Here is a 17,742-nt window from a genome sequence, read left to right on the forward strand (position 1 = left end):
ACCGCACCACATCGGGTCGGGCGTGCCCGCCCCCTACACATTCCCGATAATTGATACTGTCACCGCACCACATCGGGTCGGGCATGCCCCACCCCTACTGATAATCGATGCCCTCACCGCACCACGTAGGGGCGAGGCATGCCTCGCCCGGAGCGTTTACAGCGTTTCCACCACATCAATCCAGCCGTGTCCGGTGGTCACCGACTGACCATTCAACCAGCGGCGCAGCATATTCATCGCCAGCATGGCCACCATCTCCTGCCGTGCTTTCAGACCATGTCGGCTGACGTTAAACTTCACTTTTTGCGCAAAAGTGCCGTCCGGCGTGTGCAGAGCAAAGCCCAGACGATCGTCCTCCAGACTTCCCACGACCAGCGACAACCGGGCATGGTTCTGTTTTGCCAGCTGCTGACTGCGTGCCGCCAGCAAGCCCAGTGACTCACTCTGATGCGGCAACACGTTGCCCGCCGCCAGTGATGCACCGGCAGAAATGAGCTGCCATTGCAACAGCCCGGCGCTGAACTGCTCGCTGACGGCAAGCGTGAGCTTATGTTCTTTCAGACGGCGCGCCAGCTGCTCAGGTAAGGTTTCAAACCCTTCGAAGATCACACTGTCACCGGCAATCTCACGCACCTGCTGCCAGAACTGCTCCATCTCAGCCCTTTTTGATGCCGGACCGTTCAGCTTCAGTTCGATAATCGGCATCGAAGCGCGGTACCCCATCACCACCCCTTCCGGCAGCGCTAAAGGCTCAATATCAGAGGCGAGGTCACTTTCCCCACGACCAAAAGTGGTCATCCGCAGGCAGACGGGCGGCTCGGGCAACTGGAAACGGGCTTTCAGGCGCGGCAGGATTTGATCCATGACCATCACCTTGTATTCGGAAGGCACACCCGGCGTGAAGAAGATCCAGCAGCGATTAAGCTGCATGGCAAAACCGCAGGCGGTACCGACCGGGTTATCAATCATCTCCGCACCCTGCGGGATTTCGGCCTGCTTACGATTACTGGCGGCCATTACTTTGCCACGGCTGGCAAAGAAGGCTTCCATTTTCGCCAGCCACTCAGGATGAATTTCCAGATCCACGCCGGCTGCGGTGGCGGCGGCCAGCGCACTCAGATCATCACTGGTCGGCCCCAGGCCGCCATTCACGATCAAGACATCAGCCACTTTACTGCGCTCGGTCAGTACCGTGACCAGATCCTGCAAGCTGTCCCCTACCGTCTGACGGCTGGTCATCGGTAAGCCCTGCTCAAACAGTACGCCAGCCAGCCAGGCTGCGTTGGTATCGACGATTTGTCCGTGCAGCACTTCGTCGCCGGTCGCGAGCATTTCCACTCTTATCATGTTGTTCTCCGGGTACACTCAAGCTTTACACTGTAAGAAGCGCCCGGCAGAAATACAACGTCAATTTCCAGTTCATTAGCAATCGTTCAGACCCGCGATGTCAAACAGGCCTGCGTCTGATTTGCCAGCCATGCCTTCAGCTGCACGCGTGAGCGCTTGATCGCCCCGCCGTTATCAGCCGGTAGCGGATACCACGCCACCGGGCGCTGATACCCGGCCAGCTTTGGCGCGGCCCAGTCGGCCAGCATCGCCAGCCCAATATTGCCTTCCACCAGTGCGACCGCGCGATGACCGTACTCCGCATCGACTTTTGGCACAATAAACACCTGCGTCACCGCCGGATGGGCGAGCAAAATGCGTTCAATCTGCTCCGGCTGTACCGACTCACCACCTGAAAAGAACAGGTTATCGCGCCGTCCATCGACCTGCAGCGCGCCACGATGCCAGTGCCCACAATCGCCGGTACGTAACCAGCCGTCCTGATCCGTCAACGGTATCAGTGCACCCTGTAACCAGTAGCCGGAGGCCAGAGCGGGCGAACGCACCCAGATCTCACCGTCGACTACCCTGACCTGATGGCCAGCCAGTGGCGCACCCACGCCGGGATGTTCGTCTGCCCGCCGGGCACAAAGAGTCGATGCGGTTTCTGTCATACCGTAGCCGCAATAACAGTGCAACCCGGCGGCCTCTGCCTGATGCGTCAGTTCAGCGGGGATTTGCGCACCGCCCAGCAGTACCGCGCGCAAACTGGCGGGTAACGCAGGCTGATTCAGCAGGCGCCAAAGCTGGGTGGGCACCAGGGACGCGATGCTGCTGCGCGCCAGTGCAGTATGCAATCCCTCGTCATCGGAGATCACCAGCGTGCCTCCGGCCAGCAGCCAGCGCCAGAGGATGCCCTGCCCGGAGACATGAAACAGCGGCAGCGACAATAACCAGCGATCATCAGCTGTCAACGCCATCAGCTCAATGACCGCAGCGGCACTGTGCAGATGGGCGCTGAAAGTGTGGGCTGCTGCTTTAGGCAGCCCGGTAGAGCCAGAGGTTAACGTCAGGGTGGCGATCCTATCCGGCTGCCACGGCTGGCTGCCATCCCCGGTAACCGGACGCAACGCCAGCGTTGGCCTCTCCATGCTGGTTGTCCCGGCAAGATTGAGCATAAAGTCCGGCCTCAGCCCCGGCCACAGCTGGCGTAGCTGGGCATCCGGCAGCTGAGGGTTAAGCCCCAGCACTCGTGCCCCGCAGGCCATCAGTCCGAGCCACGACAGCACCGCCGCCAGACTGTTCGCGCTTCGTAGCGCCACGACATCTCCGGCGGCTACGCCTTGCTGCTGAAAGCCCTGAGCATGCTCTGCCACCGCCTGTGACAGCTGCTGCCAGCTGAGCGTAATCTCGCCATTATCAATCGCCAGCGACGCCGGGCAACGCTTCTGCCAGTCGCGCCACGGCCAGTCGGCTACCGTTGCCAGAGACATTGCAGCGCCTCTCTGTTCTGCACAGGTAACACACTGCCGGGCCACGCCCGCAACACCTGCTGCTGCATCAGTTGCAGCGTATCCAGCCCTGGCCGCACGCCCGGCGTCAACTCATGTGCGAGCCGCGCCAGTTGGGTCAGCCCAAGGCTGGACTCCAGCGCACTACTGATCACCGGGGTTAACCCCTGCGCTTTCGCCTGTAACACCTGATGCTGTACGCGCTGAATACTGCCCGTGAGCATCGGTTTGATGACCACGGCCACCACGCCGGGTGCGGCGGTCAGTGCGTCATCATGGTCACGCAGGGTTTCATCCCAGGCGATGTTAATACCTGTCTCGGCGGCAAAGGCGAGGCTCTGCTGTCTGTCACGGCAAGGCTCTTCGATAAACGCAATGCGTGAACGCAGCTCCGGCGACACATAGCGAGCAAAGCTCAATGCCTTTTCCAGCGTCCAGCTTTGGTTGGCATCCAGCCGCAAGGTCAGGTGCGGTAACGCCTCCAGCAGCAGGTTGACCTGCATGCCGTCGCGTATCGCCTCGTACAGGCCCACTTTCATTTTTGCCAGCGGCTCTGGCTGACGCAGCAGTTGCTGAAATAACGCGTCCGGATCGCCACTGCACAGCTGCGCCAGACGATACTCTCCTTCTGCGGGCAGGGTGTTCGTCAGCTCGGCCTGCGCACAGCTGATGCCGAACGCCACAGAAGGCCGTTCACTCTCTGCGGGCGTTTCACCCTCACACCACTGCGCCAGCCAGCTCATCGCCTGCTGCTGCGCCTGTTCAAGTGTCTCATGGCTGAACTCAGGGAGGGGGGCAATCTCACCCCAGCCTTGCGCTGCTCCCTCCATCAGCTTCACCAGCAGTCCCTGACGGTTTTTTAACCGCTGGTTTCGTAACACCACCCCGGCGTCCATGGCGACCTGATAACCGTATAACGTGGCGTGACGCATCAGGGATTACGCCGGAAGTTGCTGAAGTCAGGCTGACGTTTCTCATTGAACGCATTGCGCCCCTCCTGCCCCTCTTCTGTCATATAGAACAACATGGTGGCATTGCCCGCCAGCTCTTGCAGCCCGGCCTGGCCATCACAATCCGCATTGAGAGCGGCTTTCAGGCAGCGCAGCGCCATCGGGCTGTTTTGCAACATCTCACGGCACCAGCGAACGGTCTCTTTTTCCAGCTCGGCCAGCGGTACAACGGTATTAACCAGCCCCATATCCAGTGCCTGCTGTGCGTTATACATCCTGCACAGGAACCAGATTTCACGCGCCTTTTTCTGGCCGACAATACGTGCCATATAGGCCGCACCCCAGCCGCCATCAAAGGAGCCCACTTTCGGCCCGGTCTGACCAAACTGTGCATTATCTGCTGCAATCGTAAGGTCGCACATCATATGCAGAACGTGTCCGCCGCCGACCGCATAGCCTGCGACCATCGCCACGACCGGTTTCGGGCAGGTACGAATCTGGCGTTGCAGGTCGAGGACGTTAAGATGATGAACGCCCGCGTCATCCTGATAACCGCCGTAGTCGCCACGAACTTTCTGGTCCCCACCGGAGCAAAATGCCCGTTCACCTTCGCCGGTCAGCACAATCACGCCCACCGCCGGGTCACGCCGCGCATTATCCAGCGCCTGCTGGATTTCACTGACCGTTAACGGGCGAAAGGCATTACGTACCTCAGGGCGGTTGATGGTGATTCGGGCAATACCATCGTCCGTTTTGTGATAGCGAATATCGCTGAACTCAGCGCCGCAATCCCGCCACTGCGCCGGGGCCTTCAGCAGGCTTTCATCTGGATACAACATCAAAGCTCCTTAATGGTGATTGAGCACGCGGGCAAGTTGATGGGCAAATGCCAGGGGATTCGCCAGGTGCGAGTTATGGCCCGCTGCGGGGATAACCGCAGGAGGAAGTGCGGCCTGCTGAGCAAGCTGCAAAAATTTTTGATCCCACTCACCGCAGAGATAGCGGAACGGAAAGGTTTTTTCACGCAGTTCCGGCAGCAGGTCGGGCTGCTCTGAGAGTGAGGTGGCCTGTAACATCGCCGCCAGATCTTCACCGCGATTGTTGAGCCGCCGGGCGACCAGGCGCTGGCGCTGGATTGCGGTCAGTTCGGCAAAAACCGGCTGCTGATACCACTGGTCCAACGCCTCTTCCAGCGGTTGCTGGCGAAAACACTGTACCCAGCTCTGGTCATGCGCCCGGCGGCTGGTACGCTCACTGGGGCAACTGAGGCCAAAATGCCCGGCTTCCACCAGCAATCCTGCCAGACCGTTACCGGCGTGACGGCAGGCGTGATAGAGCGCAAGGCGTCCGCCGAGGGAGTAACCGATCAGCCAGTAGCGATCGACCTGGTGATACTGCAGCGTGGCATTGAGCCGCTGGCATACATCATCAAAACCGCTGACGGTTTGCGCACGCGAACCACCGTGGCCGGGCAGATCAATACTGAGCAGCGGCCAGTGGCTGAAATAGCGCTGAACCGGCTGCCAGTCCGTTGCACTCCCGAGAAAACCGTGCAGCCAGACCAGTACCGGACGCGTACTGTTATGGTGCCCCTGCCAGTGCGCATGTAGCATCATAAATGGACTACCTCGCTGGCGCAGTGCGCCAGGGTTTGTGCACCCTCATCACCGTCTACCACCACCTCAATCAAGGTGATGCCCGAACTGAAACCCTGTTCAACCGCCTGCTGAAGTGCCTGCCAGCTGCCTGGCTGTGCAAAACGCAAACCAAACAGTGCCGCAGCATGGCGAAAATCAACGCTGGGCGGCATGGTGAAGAAGCGTTCACGTTCAGATACGGGCGTTGGCAGCATAGAGAAGATCTGGCCGCCCTGGTTGTTTACCACGATGACCACCACCGGCGCAGAGGCCTGCTGTAACAGTGCCAGGCTATTCAGATCGTAGAGCGCGGAGAGATCACCCAGCAGGATCAGCAGCGGCTGGCCCGTGCCGCGCTGTACGCCCGCCGCCGTTGCCAGTAACCCGTCGATGCCGCTGGCACCGCGATTGCAGTACAGCGGATAACCCGCAGGAAGCTGTGCAAAGGCATCGACCAGACGAATGGCGAGGCTGTTGCCGATAAACAGCGCGCCGTTTTCCGGCAGCAATGCGGGCAGACGGTGCGCCAGCTGTGCCTCGCCAAACTGCTGCAAATGCTGTTGCAGATAGTCCCGGGTACGTTCAGCCAGCGGCGCCAGCTGTGGACACCAGGGCTGACGAGGCGCCGCAGGATGGTGCTGCAACCAGTCAGAAATATTGGCCTGAATGCGCCGCCCGCCGCGGTTCCCCGGATGGCGCTGCCCCGGTAATGCATCGATCAGCCAGTACATCTCAGTGCCGCTGTCATTCTGATAGTTGAGCAGGTTTTTTCCCGTCAGGCTGCTGCCGAACTGCACCACGATCTGCGCCTCACTCAAGGCCCGCTGTGCCGATGGATGCCCCAGCCATAAGGCCGCGCCAGGCAGTGGTTGCCCGGTTTGTGACACCACGTCACCGAGCAGCGGCCACCCCAGCATTTCCGCCCACTCGGCCACCTGCTGGCCTTGCTGCTGAGCGCTGACGCGCCCGACAATCACCACCCCAGGTTTCTGGCGCCAGAAAAACCAGTCTTCTTCAATGGGGGTATGGCTGCGCTGTGGATATTTCAGCCAGGGTTCGTTGCTGTCCCACCAGCTTCCCAGTTCATCCTGCCAGGCGAGGTAATCGTTGCTGTCAGCGCCATACAGAGGTTCAGCAAACGGGCAGTTGATATGCACGCCGCCATGCTGCTGCTGTGCCAGCAAGGTATCGATGGCCGAGACCAGCCAGCGTGCGGGGATCGACGGTGAAGGCCGGGGAAGGTTGAGTGCAGCGGAAACGTGGGACGCAAAGAGACCAGGCTGTTCAATGGCCTGATTAGCGCCACAGTGAATCAATTCGGGTGGGCGGTCGGCGCTGATGGCGACCAGTTTTTCGCCGGTCAGATGTGCTTCAACCAGCGCGGGATAAAGGTTGGCTACCGCCGTTCCGGAGGTGACAATGATCGCCACCGGTTGATGAATGGTTTTGGCCAGACCGAGCGCGAGAAAACCGAGGCCTCGCTCGTCAAAATGGGTATGACACACCCATTTATCACTGGCTGCTGCGGCCAGAGCCAGCGGCGCAGAACGGGACCCGGGAGCAATGCAGATATGCCGTATACTGTGGCGCGTCAGCGTTTCCAGCAGTACGGTAGCCCAGCGGCGATTAAACGTTGCGTGCGACATCTCTTGCTGCATAGCCACTCCAGATCAAAAATCCTGGCGCTATTATAATCAGCTGAATTGAGGTCCTTTTTGATTTGGGCCAGTTTTACCCCTGGTTTTCCGCCGTGAGTAACGTGCCCAGCGTCGCCGCTTTACGTTCAATTTCCTCCCACTCCCGCTCGGGTTCGGAGCCGCTGACAATCCCGGCGCCGGCGTACAGGCGAACGTGCGCCCCCGACACCTGCGCGCAACGGAGCACCACGGCAAACTCGCTGTGTGACTGCGACAGATACCCCACCGACCCGCTGTACCAGCCACGACTAAAGGGTTCCTGCTGGCGAATAAAAGCCTGTGCAGCGGCACGCGGCATCCCGGCAACGGCCGCTGTGGGTTGAAGGCGTTCCACGCATTGCGCATCGTCTGGTCGCATTAACCGCGCACGGATCGGTCGCCGGATATGTTGCAGATGACGCAACGGCAGCAACTCTGCGGGCATGACGTCCAGTTCAGTGACAATATCCGTCAGCCGCTGACGAATATCTTCCACCACCAGGCTGTTTTCCCACTGGTTTTTTTTATCCATCAGCAACCCTGGCTGATGCACGTCAGCCGTTCCGGCCAGGGCTTCACTCGAAAGCTGGCTGCCTTCGCGGGCATACAGCCGTTCAGGGCTGGATCCCACCAACGCCTGATGTTCCTCTGTGGCCAACATAAAATGGTAGCTATGGGGGTTAATGCGCTGGCTGGCGGCCAGCAAGGCGGCGGCAGACAAGGGGCCAGACAGGCTGAAATCGCTGACGCGTGCCAGCACGACTTTCTCCAGTTCGCCAGCGGCTATAGCCGTCAACGCATGGTTAACCCGTTGGACCCAGCCCGCTTTATCCGGGGCATGATGCACGCGATGATAATTCGGTAAGGATGTAGCCGGCTGCACCGGGCGCAAGCCTGCCAGCCAGTGCAGCAAACGCCGGGCTTCCTGCTGTAACGAACCGTCGCTGACCAGATTGATCGTAAAGTGGTGCCCTGCACTGTCCTGCTGCCACAGCAGGACAGGCAGAAACAGGTCGCTGGCGCCAAAAATGGCATTTGCGCCAAACACCCGCCAGCCCGGCGGCAATACCTGCAAGCGCAGGGTAGCCTCTGCAACTGATTGAAACCGCTCAAGCGCACCGCAGGCTGCCACGATCTCTTCACCGCTGCGCGACTGCCAGTAAAACTGGGGCCAGCGGGTCTGGGAGGCCAGCCAGTTCAGCGCATCGGTTTCGGGGGAAAAGTGCACGCTGATTTGCCGCTCACCGGGCCCCGATTCGCTCACCTGTGCGAGCTGTACGCGAAGCTGTTCTATCGCCTGAGCAAGTTGCACGCTGACCTCAATAGAAAAGTAGAAAACAGATGGGCAGTTATATTAACGGGATTGGCAAGGCAGGATATTGATCTGAAAACAGGGGAGAGAAATGAACAGACGTCCGGGAGGACGTCTGTTGTGCTACTGCCTGTTGTTCTACTGAATTAGCGACGCGCCAGCAGCAGGCCGATGACCAGGCCCAGAGTGGCGCCTACACCAATCCCCTGCCAGGGTTTATCGTGAACATATTCATCAGCACGCGTAACCGCCTGACGGGCACGCACATAGTAGGTATCCGAGGCATTGCTGATGCGGGACTTCACCTGGTTCAGTGATTTTTCCGCTTTCGCTTTAAGCTCAACATATTTCTGATCGGCCGGATCGCCCGACGACTTCAGCACTTCTTCCAGGGTTTCAGTGAGCAGCGCCAGATCGTCATCCAGGCGAGTTTCATGTGGTTCAGTCGTTGTTGCCATTTCCATTCTCCTTGGGCGAAAAATCTTCGTCAGGTAACTATAGACAGTTTTTGCCGCTCTGCTTGATTAAAACCGCCAGGAATCGACTGAGAATGGTGTGTTCAGGGAGAGTTATACGGGTCAAAGGGTGCTTATTTTCCCGATATTTACGTTAATTCACATGCGAAACCACTGCGGTAGTTAGATTTATCTGATAAATTTTGCGTGAACTGAATCATTACCCAGGCAAGCTGTCGTAACTCCCTGTAACCGGACCTTTATCCGGCGAAGCGAATGCGTGCAAACGCACGACAGTCACTACAAACTCCGTTCACCTGAGGAAATTATTTCCGGCATGAATCGAAGAATGTTTATGAAAGCGTCAATGGCATTCGCAACCCTCAGTGGGATGTCGGGTTTATCCACGTTGTTCTCCCAGGCTGCCTGGGCGGAAGACGGGATTGCCGATGGTTCCGCAAAGCGATTTGATTTTGATGTGCTTAAAAAAATGGCCGCCGATATGGCAAAACAGGCCTATGGTGGTGCTCCGGCTCCGTTGCCTGAAACACTGGCAACGCTGACGCCGCAGGCCTATAACGAAATCCAGTACGATGCCAATCATTCGCTGTGGAACGGCATCGACAACCGTCAGCTTGACGTTCAGTTTTTCCATGTGGGGATGGGCTTTAAGCGCCGTATCCGCATGTTCTCTGTTGATGGTGCCAGTCGTGAAGCGCGTGAAATTCACTTCCGCCCTGAATTGTTTAACTACAACAATGCTCACGTCGACACCAAACAGCTGGAAGGCAAAACCGACCTCGGCTTCGCCGGTTTCCGCGCATTTAAAAAACCCGAGCTGGCAAAACGCGACATCGTCTCGTTCCTCGGCGCCAGCTACTTCCGTGCTGTCGATGAAACCTTCCAGTACGGTTTGTCTGCGCGTGGCGTAGCCATCGACACCTTCAGTAACGGTAAAGAAGAGTTCCCGGACTTCACCGCCTTCTGGTTCGAAACACCGAAAGCCGATGACACCACCTTTGTGGTATATACCCTGCTGGATGGCCCGAGCTGCACCGGCGCGTTTAAATTTACCATTCACTGCGAAGATAAACGCGTGGTGATGGAAGTGGAAAACCACATTTATGCGCGCAAGGATATCCAGCAATTGGGTATCTCGCCGATGACCACCATGTTCAGCTGCGGCAATAACGAGCGCCGTATGTGCGATACCATCCATCCGCAGATCCACGACTCCGATCGTCTGGCCATGTGGACAGGGAGCGGTGAGTGGATTTGCCGCCCGCTGAACAACCCGCAGCGTCTGACGTTTAACGCCTATCAGGATGAAAATCCGCGTGGTTTTGGCATGTTACAGCTCAATCATGACTTCGACAGTTATCAGGATGTCATTGGCTGGTACAACAAGCGCCCAAGCCTGTGGGTGGAACCGGTCGGTAAATGGGGTAAAGGTGCGATTAACCTGATGGAGATCCCGACCACGGGTGAAACGCTGGATAATATTGTCTGCTTCTGGCAGCCAGCCGATGCCATTAAAGCCGGGAGCGAGCACAGCTTCTCCTACAAACTCTACTGGAGCGGCCTGCCACCGGTACGTAGCGGTCTGGCACGTGTTAATGCCACCCGCACCGGCATGGGCGGTTTCCCGGAAGGCTGGGCACCGGGCGAGCATTACCCGAACGTCTGGTCACGCCGTTTCGCGGTTGACTTTGTGGGTGGTGACCTGAAAGCCGCAGCGCCGAAAGGCATTGAGCCGGTGATTAACGTCACCTCCGGTACGCTGAAGCAGGTTGAGATCCTCTACGTTGAACCGATTGATGGTTACCGTATTCTCTTCGACTGGTATCCAGACAGTGATTCCACCGATCCGGTGAATATGCGTCTGTTCCTGCGGACTAAAGATGAAACGTTAAGCGAAACCTGGCTGTATCAGTATGTTCCACCACCGCCGGATAAGCGTAAATACGTGGATGACCGGGTTATGACCGCGGGTTAATCACGTTTGGACCTGGCCGGTCAAGGGCCAGGTCCAAACGCTATCGCTAACCAGACGTGCGCTGCATATCAATATGCGGAATATTATCCTCCAGATACTCCCCACTGACCGCCACAAACCCCTGACGTGCGTAGAAACGATGCAAATGCGCCTGTGCAGAAAGAAAAATGGGCTGCCCTGGCCAGTGGCGTTCGCAGCTATTCATGGCCTGCTCCATCAGCCGACTCCCCAGGTTCAGCCCGCGCGCCTCTCCGGACACAATCACCCGACCAACCTTCACCGGTTGGCCCTCCCCTTCAGGCATCAGAATGCGTGCACAGGCAACCAGCTGATTGTCGAGGATACCCAGCAGATGGCGGTTTTCACCGACCAGATCCGCGCCATCAATATCGAGATACGGGCACTGCTGCTCAACGATAAACACCGCGTTGCGCAGTGCCAGCAGCCGATAGAGCTGGGTGGTATCGAGTTCGCTGTGGTGCAGGTCCTGCCAGGTGATGTCCATCAACTTAACTCCTCAGACTGAAGCAAAAAAAATCGGGCCACTGTGGGCCCGATTATTACCTGTCTTGCATCAAATTACATCAGTGGCTGCGCCAGTTTCACCAGCGAAATCAGCGGCTGCGGGAAGATACCCAGTATCAGCACCAGAATCGCGGAAATCAGCACCACCACACCACCGGCAGTAAATGCCCAGTTGGCCGGCGCATCACGCTGGGACAGTTCCGGTGGTGAAAGATACAGACTGACGGTCATACGCAGATAGTAGTACAGGCCAATGGCACTGCCCAGCACCACAGCCCCGGTCAGCCACCACAAGTGTGCGCTGACACCGACAGCAATCACGTAGAACTTACCGATAAAGCCCAGCGTCATCGGGATACCCGCCAGCGACAGCATCATCACGGTCATGACTGAGGCGAGGATCGGACGGTGCCAGAACAGGCCGCGGTAAGAGTACATAGAGTCTGCATCCGGGCCACGGTAGGGGCTCGACATCAGGCTGACCACACCGAAGGCGCCGAGGCTGCTGAACAAATAACCGGCCAGATAAACGCCAACGGTTTCCATCGACAGCTGATGGGTCTGTACCGCAATCAGGGCAACCAGCAGGTAACCAAGGTGAGCGATAGAGGAGTAACCCAGCAGACGCTTGATATTGCTCTGCGAGATTGCCATCAGGTTACCGAACAGCATGGATGCCACGGCGATCAGGCTAAGAACGGTACGCACACCTTCGTTATCCGCCATTGGCGCATACATAAACAGACGCATCAGCACGCCAAAAATGGCGATCTTGCTGGCGGTCGCCAGGAAGGTGGATACCGGTGCAGGTGCGCCCTGGTAAACATCCGGCGTCCAGAGATGGAACGGCACCAGTGACAGTTTAAAGCCAAAGCCGACAATCATCAGGCCCAGGCCCGCTAACAGCAGCGGTTGGTTGATCACACCGTCATTCAGGCTCGCACCCAATGATGCGAAGGCAAGGTTACCTGAGTCGGCATACACCAGTGCCATACCAAACAGCAGGAACGATGAGGCCGCTGCCGACAGGATGGCGTACTTGATGGCGGCTTCCAGCGAGCGTTTTTGCTGGAAGGCATAGCCCACCAGGCCAAACAGCGGCAGCGAGATCAGCTCAATACCAATGAACAACGATGCCAGATGGTTCGCACTGGCCAGCACCACGCCACCGAGGGCAGCAATCAGCACCAGCAGATAGAACTCTTCACGGTTGTCCGGGTACGTTGCCAGCCACGGATAGGCAAAGGTGCAGGTGGCCAGGCTGGCAAGGATCACCAGCCCGGTATACAGCATCGAATAACCATCCACCCGCATCAGCGGGGTGACATCCATGGGTCCTGCCTGACCAACAAAATACAGTGAAAACAGCGCCAGGTTGAGACCGACGACTGCCAGCGTCGCATTGACGAAGTGATTGCGTCGCCACGCAATGGACAGCATCACAACTACCACCGTCAATCCGACGATCAGCAGCGGCAGAAGCGCGATCAATTGTTGAGGAGTTATTGTCATGGCGAATTACGGCCTTGTAGTTGAAATTGAAGCAGTAAACCACTGCTGAATATTGCTCATCGCAGCATGAGAGGTATCCAGAATCGGCTGCGGATAAACACCCAGCAACACCAGCAGGACCACCAGCACCATGATCATCAGGAACTCACGTGCAGACATCCCCCGCAGCGGCGTTTCTGACTTCGGCGCACCGTAGTAAGCGCGTTGCATCATAATCAGCGAGTACACCGAAGCGAACACCAGACCAAAGGTGGCGATGACAATAATCACCGGCACGGTCTGGAAACTGCCCGTCAGGATCATGAATTCACCGACGAAGTTACCGGTGCCCGGCATCCCCAGGTTAGCAACGGCGAAGAACAGCGACAGACCCGGCAGCCATTTGATACGTGACCACAGCCCACCCATCTGACGCATATCGCGGGTATGCAGGCGCTCATACAGCTGTCCACACAGAATAAACAGCGCAGAAGCGGAAAGGCCATGCGCGATCATCTGGATGACGGCACCCTGGAACGCCAGCTGGCTGCCCGTGTAGATAGCAATCAGCACGAAGCCCATATGGGAAATCGAGGTGTAGGCAATCAGACGTTTGATGTCGTACTGCGAGAACGCCATCCATGCGCCGTAGAAGATCCCGATAATCCCCAGCCACATCGCAATCGGTGCAAACTCGGCAGAGGCATTCGGGAACAGCGGCAGGGCAAAACGCAGCAGGCCATAGGCCGCGGTCTTCAGCAAGATCCCCGCCAGGTCAACCGAACCTGCCGTAGGGGCCTGACTGTGCGCATCCGGTAACCAGCCGTGCAGCGGCACCACCGGCATTTTCACCGCGAACGCAATGAAGAAGCCCAGCATCAGCATGTATTCCACACCGTGCGTCATTGGGGTTTTCAGCAGCAGTTCGTAGTTAAACGTCCATACGCCCGTTGCGTTGTAGTGCACAAACACCAGCGCCAGAATGGCAATCAACATCACCAGGCCACTGGCCTGGGTGTAGATGAAGAACTTGGTGGCAGCAGAAATACGCGTCTTCCCGTCAGAGGCTTTGTGGCCCCAGAGTGCGATCAGGAAGTACATCGGCACCAGCATCATCTCCCAGAAGAAGAAGAACAGGAACATGTCCATTGCCAGGAACACGCCGATTACACCACCGAGGATCCACAGCAGGTTCAGATGGAAGAAACCCTGCCATTTCTCGATTTCATTCCACGAGCAGAGAATAGCCATCAGGCCTAACAGGCCGGTCAGCACCACCATCAGAAGCGACAGACCATCCAGGGCCAGATGGAACTCAATACCGAAGCGTGGGATCCACGGCACGGAAAACTCAGATTGCCACTGCGGCAAGCCCGCCGCCTGAGTCAGTGAGTAATCTCCCTGCAGCCACAGTTGCAGCGAGAGCACAAACGTCAGCCCCATTGCGATCAGTGCAATCCAGCGTGGCAGCTTAGGCCCGAAGCGCTCCAGCTGCCAGCATAGTAACCCACCGACAAACGGGATGAATATTAGCCAAGGTAATAACATGGCGGTTTTCCCTTTATTGCGATTTTTATTCTGTATAGGGTGTGGCTCTGCCCCACCCCACTCACAAACCTTTACATCACCAGCAGCAGCGCCAGTACCACAACGGCACCAATGCTCATGGAGGCGAGATACCAGCGCAGATAGCCATTCTCACTGACGACCAGGCCCTTGTTAGCGCCGCGCGCCAGCAATGCAGTAATATTCATCAGTGAATTCAGCGGATCACGCGACAGCAGCCAGGCCACGCCGAGATAAGGCTTCACAAAGACTTTGTCATACAGCCAGTCGAAGCCCCAGGCAGCAAACCACCAGGTACTGAAGAAACGCCCTACTGCGCTGTTGGCAATTGCCGTCACCAGAGTTCGTTTACCCAGCCAAAGAGCAGCTGCCAGCAGGATGCCCACAATCGCCACTACGCCAGACGCAATCTCCAGCGTCAGCACGCTACCGTGCGCCAGTTCACTGGTCTCAGGCAACACGCCTTTCAGCGGTGGAACAATCATCGCACCAATAAAGGTTGAGAGAATTAACAGCACAATCAGCGGCAGATGGTGAGTGATCCCTTTGCCGGCATGAGCGTGAATTTTTTCTTCCCCGTGGAAGGTAATGAAGATCATACGGAAGGTGTAGAGGGAGGTCATAAACGCCCCTGCCAGGCCGGCAATCATCAGATTCAGATGACCGTTAGCCAGCGCACCCGCCAGGATCTCATCCTTACTGAAGAAGCCTGCGGTGATCAGCGGCAGCGCAGACAGCGCGGCCCCCCCGACCAGGAAGCAGACATACACCAGCGGGATACTTTTACGCAGACCGCCCATCTTGAAGATGTTCTGCTCGTGATGGCAGGCAAGGATGACCGAACCAGACGAGAGGAACAACAGCGCTTTAAAGAACGCATGGGTCATCAGATGGAATATCGCCGCGTCCCAGGCCTGAACACCCAGCGCCAGGAACATATAACCAATCTGGCTCATGGTGGAGTAAGCCAGCACGCGTTTGATATCGGTTTGCACCAGCGCGGCAAAACCGGCCAGTACCAGCGTGACCGCACCAATAATGCCGACCAGATGCAGCACTTCCGGCGTCATCAGGAACAAGCCGTGCGTACGGGCAATCAGGTAAACACCCGCGGTAACCATCGTGGCGGCGTGAATCAGAGCAGAAACCGGCGTCGGGCCGGCCATTGCATCAGCGAGCCACGTTTGCAGCGGCAGCTGTGCAGATTTACCGACTGCACCCCCTAACAGCATCAGGGTCGCCCACTGCAGCATGTGGTTATCCGCTGCAAAGTGCTGTGGTGCCAGCTCCATCATTTCGCGGAAGTTCAGCGTACCCAGCTCGTTGTAGAGAATAAACAACGCAAATGCCAGGAACACGTCGCCCACACGGGTGATGATAAAGGCTTTCATTGCCGCCGCGCCGTTGTTCGGGTTGGTGTAATAGAAGCCAATCAGCAGATAAGAGCAGAGGCCCACCCCTTCCCAGCCGAGATACATCAGCATCAGGTTATCGGCCAGCACCAGTACAACCATGCTGGCGATAAACAGGTTGGTGTAGGCGAAGAAGCGTGAGTAGCCCTCTTCTCCCCGCATATACCAGGACGCGAACATGTGGATCAGGAAACCAACGCCAGTGACTACCGACAACATGGTCAGCGACAGGCCGTCCAGCGTCAGGTTGACGTCAATTTTGAAATTACCCACCTGCATCCAGGTCCACAGCGCCTGGTTGAAGACCTGCTGGCCGTTATTGAAGAAGTCGATACCTGCATACGCCGCCACCAGCGCCGCCAGGCCGACCGATCCCATCCCCACGGTAGCAGACAGATTCTCTGACCAGCGGCCACGGGAGAACGCCAGCAGTAAGAAGCCAATCAGCGGAAACAGGATAGTTAAATAGAGAAGGTTCATCCGCGCATCTCGCTCACTTTATCAATGTTGAGGGTCTGGCTACGACGATGGAGCTGCAACAGCAGCGCCAGGCCAATGCTGGCCTCAGCCGCGGCCAGGCTGATTGCCAGGATAAACATCACCTGACCGTCGGCCTGTCCCCAGTAGCTTCCCGCCACCACAAACGCCAGTGCTGCGGCGTTAATCATGATTTCGAGACTAATCAACATAAACAGCAGATTGCGGCGGATCACCACGCCTGTCAGTCCAAGGACAAACAGGATGGCTGCCAGAATAAGTCCATGCTGTAGAGGGATCATACCCGCTCCTCCTTATTACTTTTCGCCGCATCACCCGGGCGGTTGCTCAGAACCTCACCAGAACGCTGCTCGCGCCCGATGTGGAAGGCCACCACCAGCCCCGCCAGAAGCAGCATCGATGCCAGCTCAACGGCCAGAACATACGGGCCAAACAGGCTGATACCCACCGCTTTCGCATCGATCATCTTGCCGTCGATGCCCTGGTCATTAATGCCGCTAATGGCATAAACCAGCACCACCAGCAATACCAGGGAGAGCGCAGCCGGCCCCATCCACATACTCGGTTTCAGCCACAGGCGCTCCTGCTCGACTTCCTGGCCGCCCAGATTCAGCATCATCACCACGAAGACGAACAGCACCATAATCGCACCGGCATAAACGATGATTTCCAGCGCACCCGCAAAGTAGGCGCCGAGCGAAAAGAACACCCCGGAAACGGCCAGCAAAGAAATAATCAGGTACAGCAACGCATGTACCGGGTTGGTGTGAGTGATGACGCGCAACGTCGCCAGCACCGCTACCAGACCACTAACATAAAAAGCAAATTCCATGCCTGGCTCCTTAAGGTAACAAGCCCTTGACGTCGATAGGTTTGGCTTCGTTTTCAGCGTCGCCCTTGTCTTTACCGTCGATCGCCATACCCGCCATCCGGTAGAAATTGTACTCCGGGTATTTACCCGGGCCGGAAATCAGCAGGTGTTCTTTTTCATACACCAGATCCTGACGCTTGAACTCACCCAGTTCGAAATCTGGGGTAAGCTGAATCGCAGTGGTCGGGCAAGCCTCTTCACACAGGCCACAAAAAATGCAGCGCGAGAAGTTAATACGGAAGAATTCCGGATACCAGCGGCCATCTGCCATCTCTGCTTTTTGCAGAGAGATACAACCTACCGGGCAGGCAACAGCACACAGGTTGCAGGCAACACAGCGCTCCTGACCATCCGGATCGCGCGTCAGCACAATACGGCCACGGTAGCGTGGTGGCAGATAAACCGGCTCTTCCGGATACATCATGGTTTCGCGTTTGGCAAAGGCATTCATGCCTATCAGCCAGATACTGCGTACGGTTGTCCCGAAACCAACGACAAGGTCTTTTAATGTCATGT

16 protein-coding genes are annotated in these 17,742 nt (G+C 57.4%); 1 reads left to right on the top strand and 15 read right to left on the bottom strand.

The features are described from left to right. Positions 1–156 precede the first annotated feature (156 nt). From WH279_RS20060 to elaB, 8 genes are all read right to left on the bottom strand, one after another. Positions 157–1,347, bottom strand: a complete 1,191-nt coding sequence (locus WH279_RS20060; RefSeq protein ID WP_200642950.1) for a nicotinamide mononucleotide deamidase-related protein YfaY — start codon at positions 1,345–1,347, stop codon at positions 157–159. A gap of 86 nt (positions 1,348–1,433) precedes the next feature. Next, positions 1,434–2,819, bottom strand: coding sequence for an o-succinylbenzoate--CoA ligase (menE, locus tag WH279_RS20065; RefSeq protein ID WP_339458163.1), 1,386 nt, complete (start codon positions 2,817–2,819; stop codon positions 1,434–1,436). Continuing rightward, on the bottom strand, positions 2,801–3,769 hold the full coding sequence (gene menC, locus WH279_RS20070) for an o-succinylbenzoate synthase (RefSeq protein WP_339458165.1): 969 nt from the start codon (positions 3,767–3,769) through the stop codon (positions 2,801–2,803). Before menC ends, menE begins: the two co-directional genes overlap by 19 nt. After that, entirely contained in the window at positions 3,769–4,626 is an 858-nt protein-coding gene (gene menB, locus WH279_RS20075) for a 1,4-dihydroxy-2-naphthoyl-CoA synthase (protein ID WP_339458167.1), read from the bottom strand. The genes menC and menB overlap by 1 nt, the downstream gene beginning before the upstream one ends. A gap of 9 nt (positions 4,627–4,635) precedes the next feature. Next, positions 4,636–5,403 (bottom strand): 2-succinyl-6-hydroxy-2,4-cyclohexadiene-1-carboxylate synthase, encoded by a 768-nt coding sequence (gene menH, locus WH279_RS20080; protein ID WP_339458169.1) that lies wholly within the window; start codon positions 5,401–5,403, stop codon positions 4,636–4,638. After that, complete coding sequence (menD, locus tag WH279_RS20085; RefSeq protein WP_339458805.1) at positions 5,400–7,070, bottom strand: 2-succinyl-5-enolpyruvyl-6-hydroxy-3-cyclohexene-1-carboxylic-acid synthase; 1,671 nt, start codon at positions 7,068–7,070, stop codon at positions 5,400–5,402. The genes menH and menD overlap by 4 nt, the downstream gene beginning before the upstream one ends. A gap of 85 nt (positions 7,071–7,155) precedes the next feature. Beyond that, on the bottom strand, positions 7,156–8,412 hold the full coding sequence (locus tag WH279_RS20090; RefSeq protein WP_339458171.1) for an isochorismate synthase: 1,257 nt from the start codon (positions 8,410–8,412) through the stop codon (positions 7,156–7,158). A 146-nt stretch (positions 8,413–8,558) separates the two neighbouring features. Continuing rightward, complete coding sequence (gene elaB, locus WH279_RS20095) at positions 8,559–8,870, bottom strand: stress response protein ElaB (RefSeq protein ID WP_339458173.1); 312 nt, start codon at positions 8,868–8,870, stop codon at positions 8,559–8,561. A gap of 334 nt (positions 8,871–9,204) precedes the next feature. Between elaB and WH279_RS20100 the strand changes: the two genes are divergently transcribed. Beyond that, positions 9,205–10,863: a glucan biosynthesis protein D gene (locus WH279_RS20100; protein WP_339458175.1), complete on the top strand. Its 1,659-nt coding sequence runs from the start codon at positions 9,205–9,207 to the stop codon at positions 10,861–10,863. A gap of 46 nt (positions 10,864–10,909) precedes the next feature. Here the strand turns inward: WH279_RS20100 and WH279_RS20105 are convergent, their stop codons facing one another. The 7 genes from WH279_RS20105 to nuoI all read right to left on the bottom strand — a co-directional run bounded on the left by WH279_RS20105 (position 10,910) and on the right by nuoI (position 17,740). Next, positions 10,910–11,368, bottom strand: a complete 459-nt coding sequence (locus WH279_RS20105; RefSeq protein WP_339458177.1) for a GNAT family N-acetyltransferase — start codon at positions 11,366–11,368, stop codon at positions 10,910–10,912. A gap of 74 nt (positions 11,369–11,442) precedes the next feature. Further along, complete coding sequence (nuoN, locus tag WH279_RS20110; RefSeq protein WP_133841409.1) at positions 11,443–12,900, bottom strand: NADH-quinone oxidoreductase subunit NuoN; 1,458 nt, start codon at positions 12,898–12,900, stop codon at positions 11,443–11,445. A gap of 6 nt (positions 12,901–12,906) precedes the next feature. Then, positions 12,907–14,427 carry an NADH-quinone oxidoreductase subunit M gene (gene nuoM, locus WH279_RS20115; RefSeq protein WP_133841408.1) on the bottom strand — a complete coding sequence of 507 codons (1,521 nt, stop codon included), beginning with the start codon at positions 14,425–14,427 and terminating at the stop codon, positions 12,907–12,909. 71 nt (positions 14,428–14,498) lie between these two features. Beyond that, positions 14,499–16,337: an NADH-quinone oxidoreductase subunit L gene (nuoL, locus tag WH279_RS20120; RefSeq protein WP_339458181.1), complete on the bottom strand. Its 1,839-nt coding sequence runs from the start codon at positions 16,335–16,337 to the stop codon at positions 14,499–14,501. Continuing rightward, positions 16,334–16,636 carry an NADH-quinone oxidoreductase subunit NuoK gene (nuoK, locus tag WH279_RS20125; RefSeq protein WP_133841406.1) on the bottom strand — a complete coding sequence of 101 codons (303 nt, stop codon included), beginning with the start codon at positions 16,634–16,636 and terminating at the stop codon, positions 16,334–16,336. Before nuoK ends, nuoL begins: the two co-directional genes overlap by 4 nt. Next, positions 16,633–17,187 (bottom strand): NADH-quinone oxidoreductase subunit J, encoded by a 555-nt coding sequence (nuoJ, locus tag WH279_RS20130; protein ID WP_200642941.1) that lies wholly within the window; start codon positions 17,185–17,187, stop codon positions 16,633–16,635. The genes nuoK and nuoJ overlap by 4 nt, the downstream gene beginning before the upstream one ends. A gap of 10 nt (positions 17,188–17,197) precedes the next feature. Beyond that, entirely contained in the window at positions 17,198–17,740 is a 543-nt protein-coding gene (gene nuoI, locus WH279_RS20135; RefSeq protein WP_048915455.1) for an NADH-quinone oxidoreductase subunit NuoI, read from the bottom strand. Between the last annotated feature and the right edge of the window lie 2 nt (positions 17,741–17,742).

The sequence above is a fragment of the Erwinia sp. MYb375 genome (assembly GCF_037479175.1).
Lineage (GTDB): Bacteria > Pseudomonadota > Gammaproteobacteria > Enterobacterales > Enterobacteriaceae > Erwinia > Erwinia rhapontici.

Excerpts from the sequence above, each read along its gene's own strand:
- elaB (WP_339458173.1), bottom strand. The coding sequence starts at position 8,870 with ATGGCAACAACGACTGAACCACATGAAACTCGCCTGGATGACGATCTG.
- menH (WP_339458169.1), bottom strand. The coding sequence starts at position 5,403 with ATGATGCTACATGCGCACTGGCAGGGGCACCATAACAGTACGCGTCCG.
- nuoM (WP_133841408.1), bottom strand. The coding sequence starts at position 14,427 with ATGTTATTACCTTGGCTAATATTCATCCCGTTTGTCGGTGGGTTACTA.
- nuoJ (WP_200642941.1), bottom strand. The coding sequence starts at position 17,187 with ATGGAATTTGCTTTTTATGTTAGTGGTCTGGTAGCGGTGCTGGCGACG.
- nuoI (WP_048915455.1), bottom strand. The coding sequence starts at position 17,740 with ATGACATTAAAAGACCTTGTCGTTGGTTTCGGGACAACCGTACGCAGT.
- menC (WP_339458165.1), bottom strand. The coding sequence starts at position 3,769 with ATGCGTCACGCCACGTTATACGGTTATCAGGTCGCCATGGACGCCGGG.
- WH279_RS20100 (WP_339458175.1), top strand. The coding sequence starts at position 9,205 with ATGAATCGAAGAATGTTTATGAAAGCGTCAATGGCATTCGCAACCCTC.
- menD (WP_339458805.1), bottom strand. The coding sequence starts at position 7,070 with ATGTCGCACGCAACGTTTAATCGCCGCTGGGCTACCGTACTGCTGGAA.
- nuoN (WP_133841409.1), bottom strand. The coding sequence starts at position 12,900 with ATGACAATAACTCCTCAACAATTGATCGCGCTTCTGCCGCTGCTGATC.
- WH279_RS20105 (WP_339458177.1), bottom strand. The coding sequence starts at position 11,368 with ATGGACATCACCTGGCAGGACCTGCACCACAGCGAACTCGATACCACC.
- nuoL (WP_339458181.1), bottom strand. The coding sequence starts at position 16,337 with ATGAACCTTCTCTATTTAACTATCCTGTTTCCGCTGATTGGCTTCTTA.
- WH279_RS20060 (WP_200642950.1), bottom strand. The coding sequence starts at position 1,347 with ATGATAAGAGTGGAAATGCTCGCGACCGGCGACGAAGTGCTGCACGGA.
- menE (WP_339458163.1), bottom strand. The coding sequence starts at position 2,819 with ATGTCTCTGGCAACGGTAGCCGACTGGCCGTGGCGCGACTGGCAGAAG.
- menB (WP_339458167.1), bottom strand. The coding sequence starts at position 4,626 with ATGTTGTATCCAGATGAAAGCCTGCTGAAGGCCCCGGCGCAGTGGCGG.
- nuoK (WP_133841406.1), bottom strand. The coding sequence starts at position 16,636 with ATGATCCCTCTACAGCATGGACTTATTCTGGCAGCCATCCTGTTTGTC.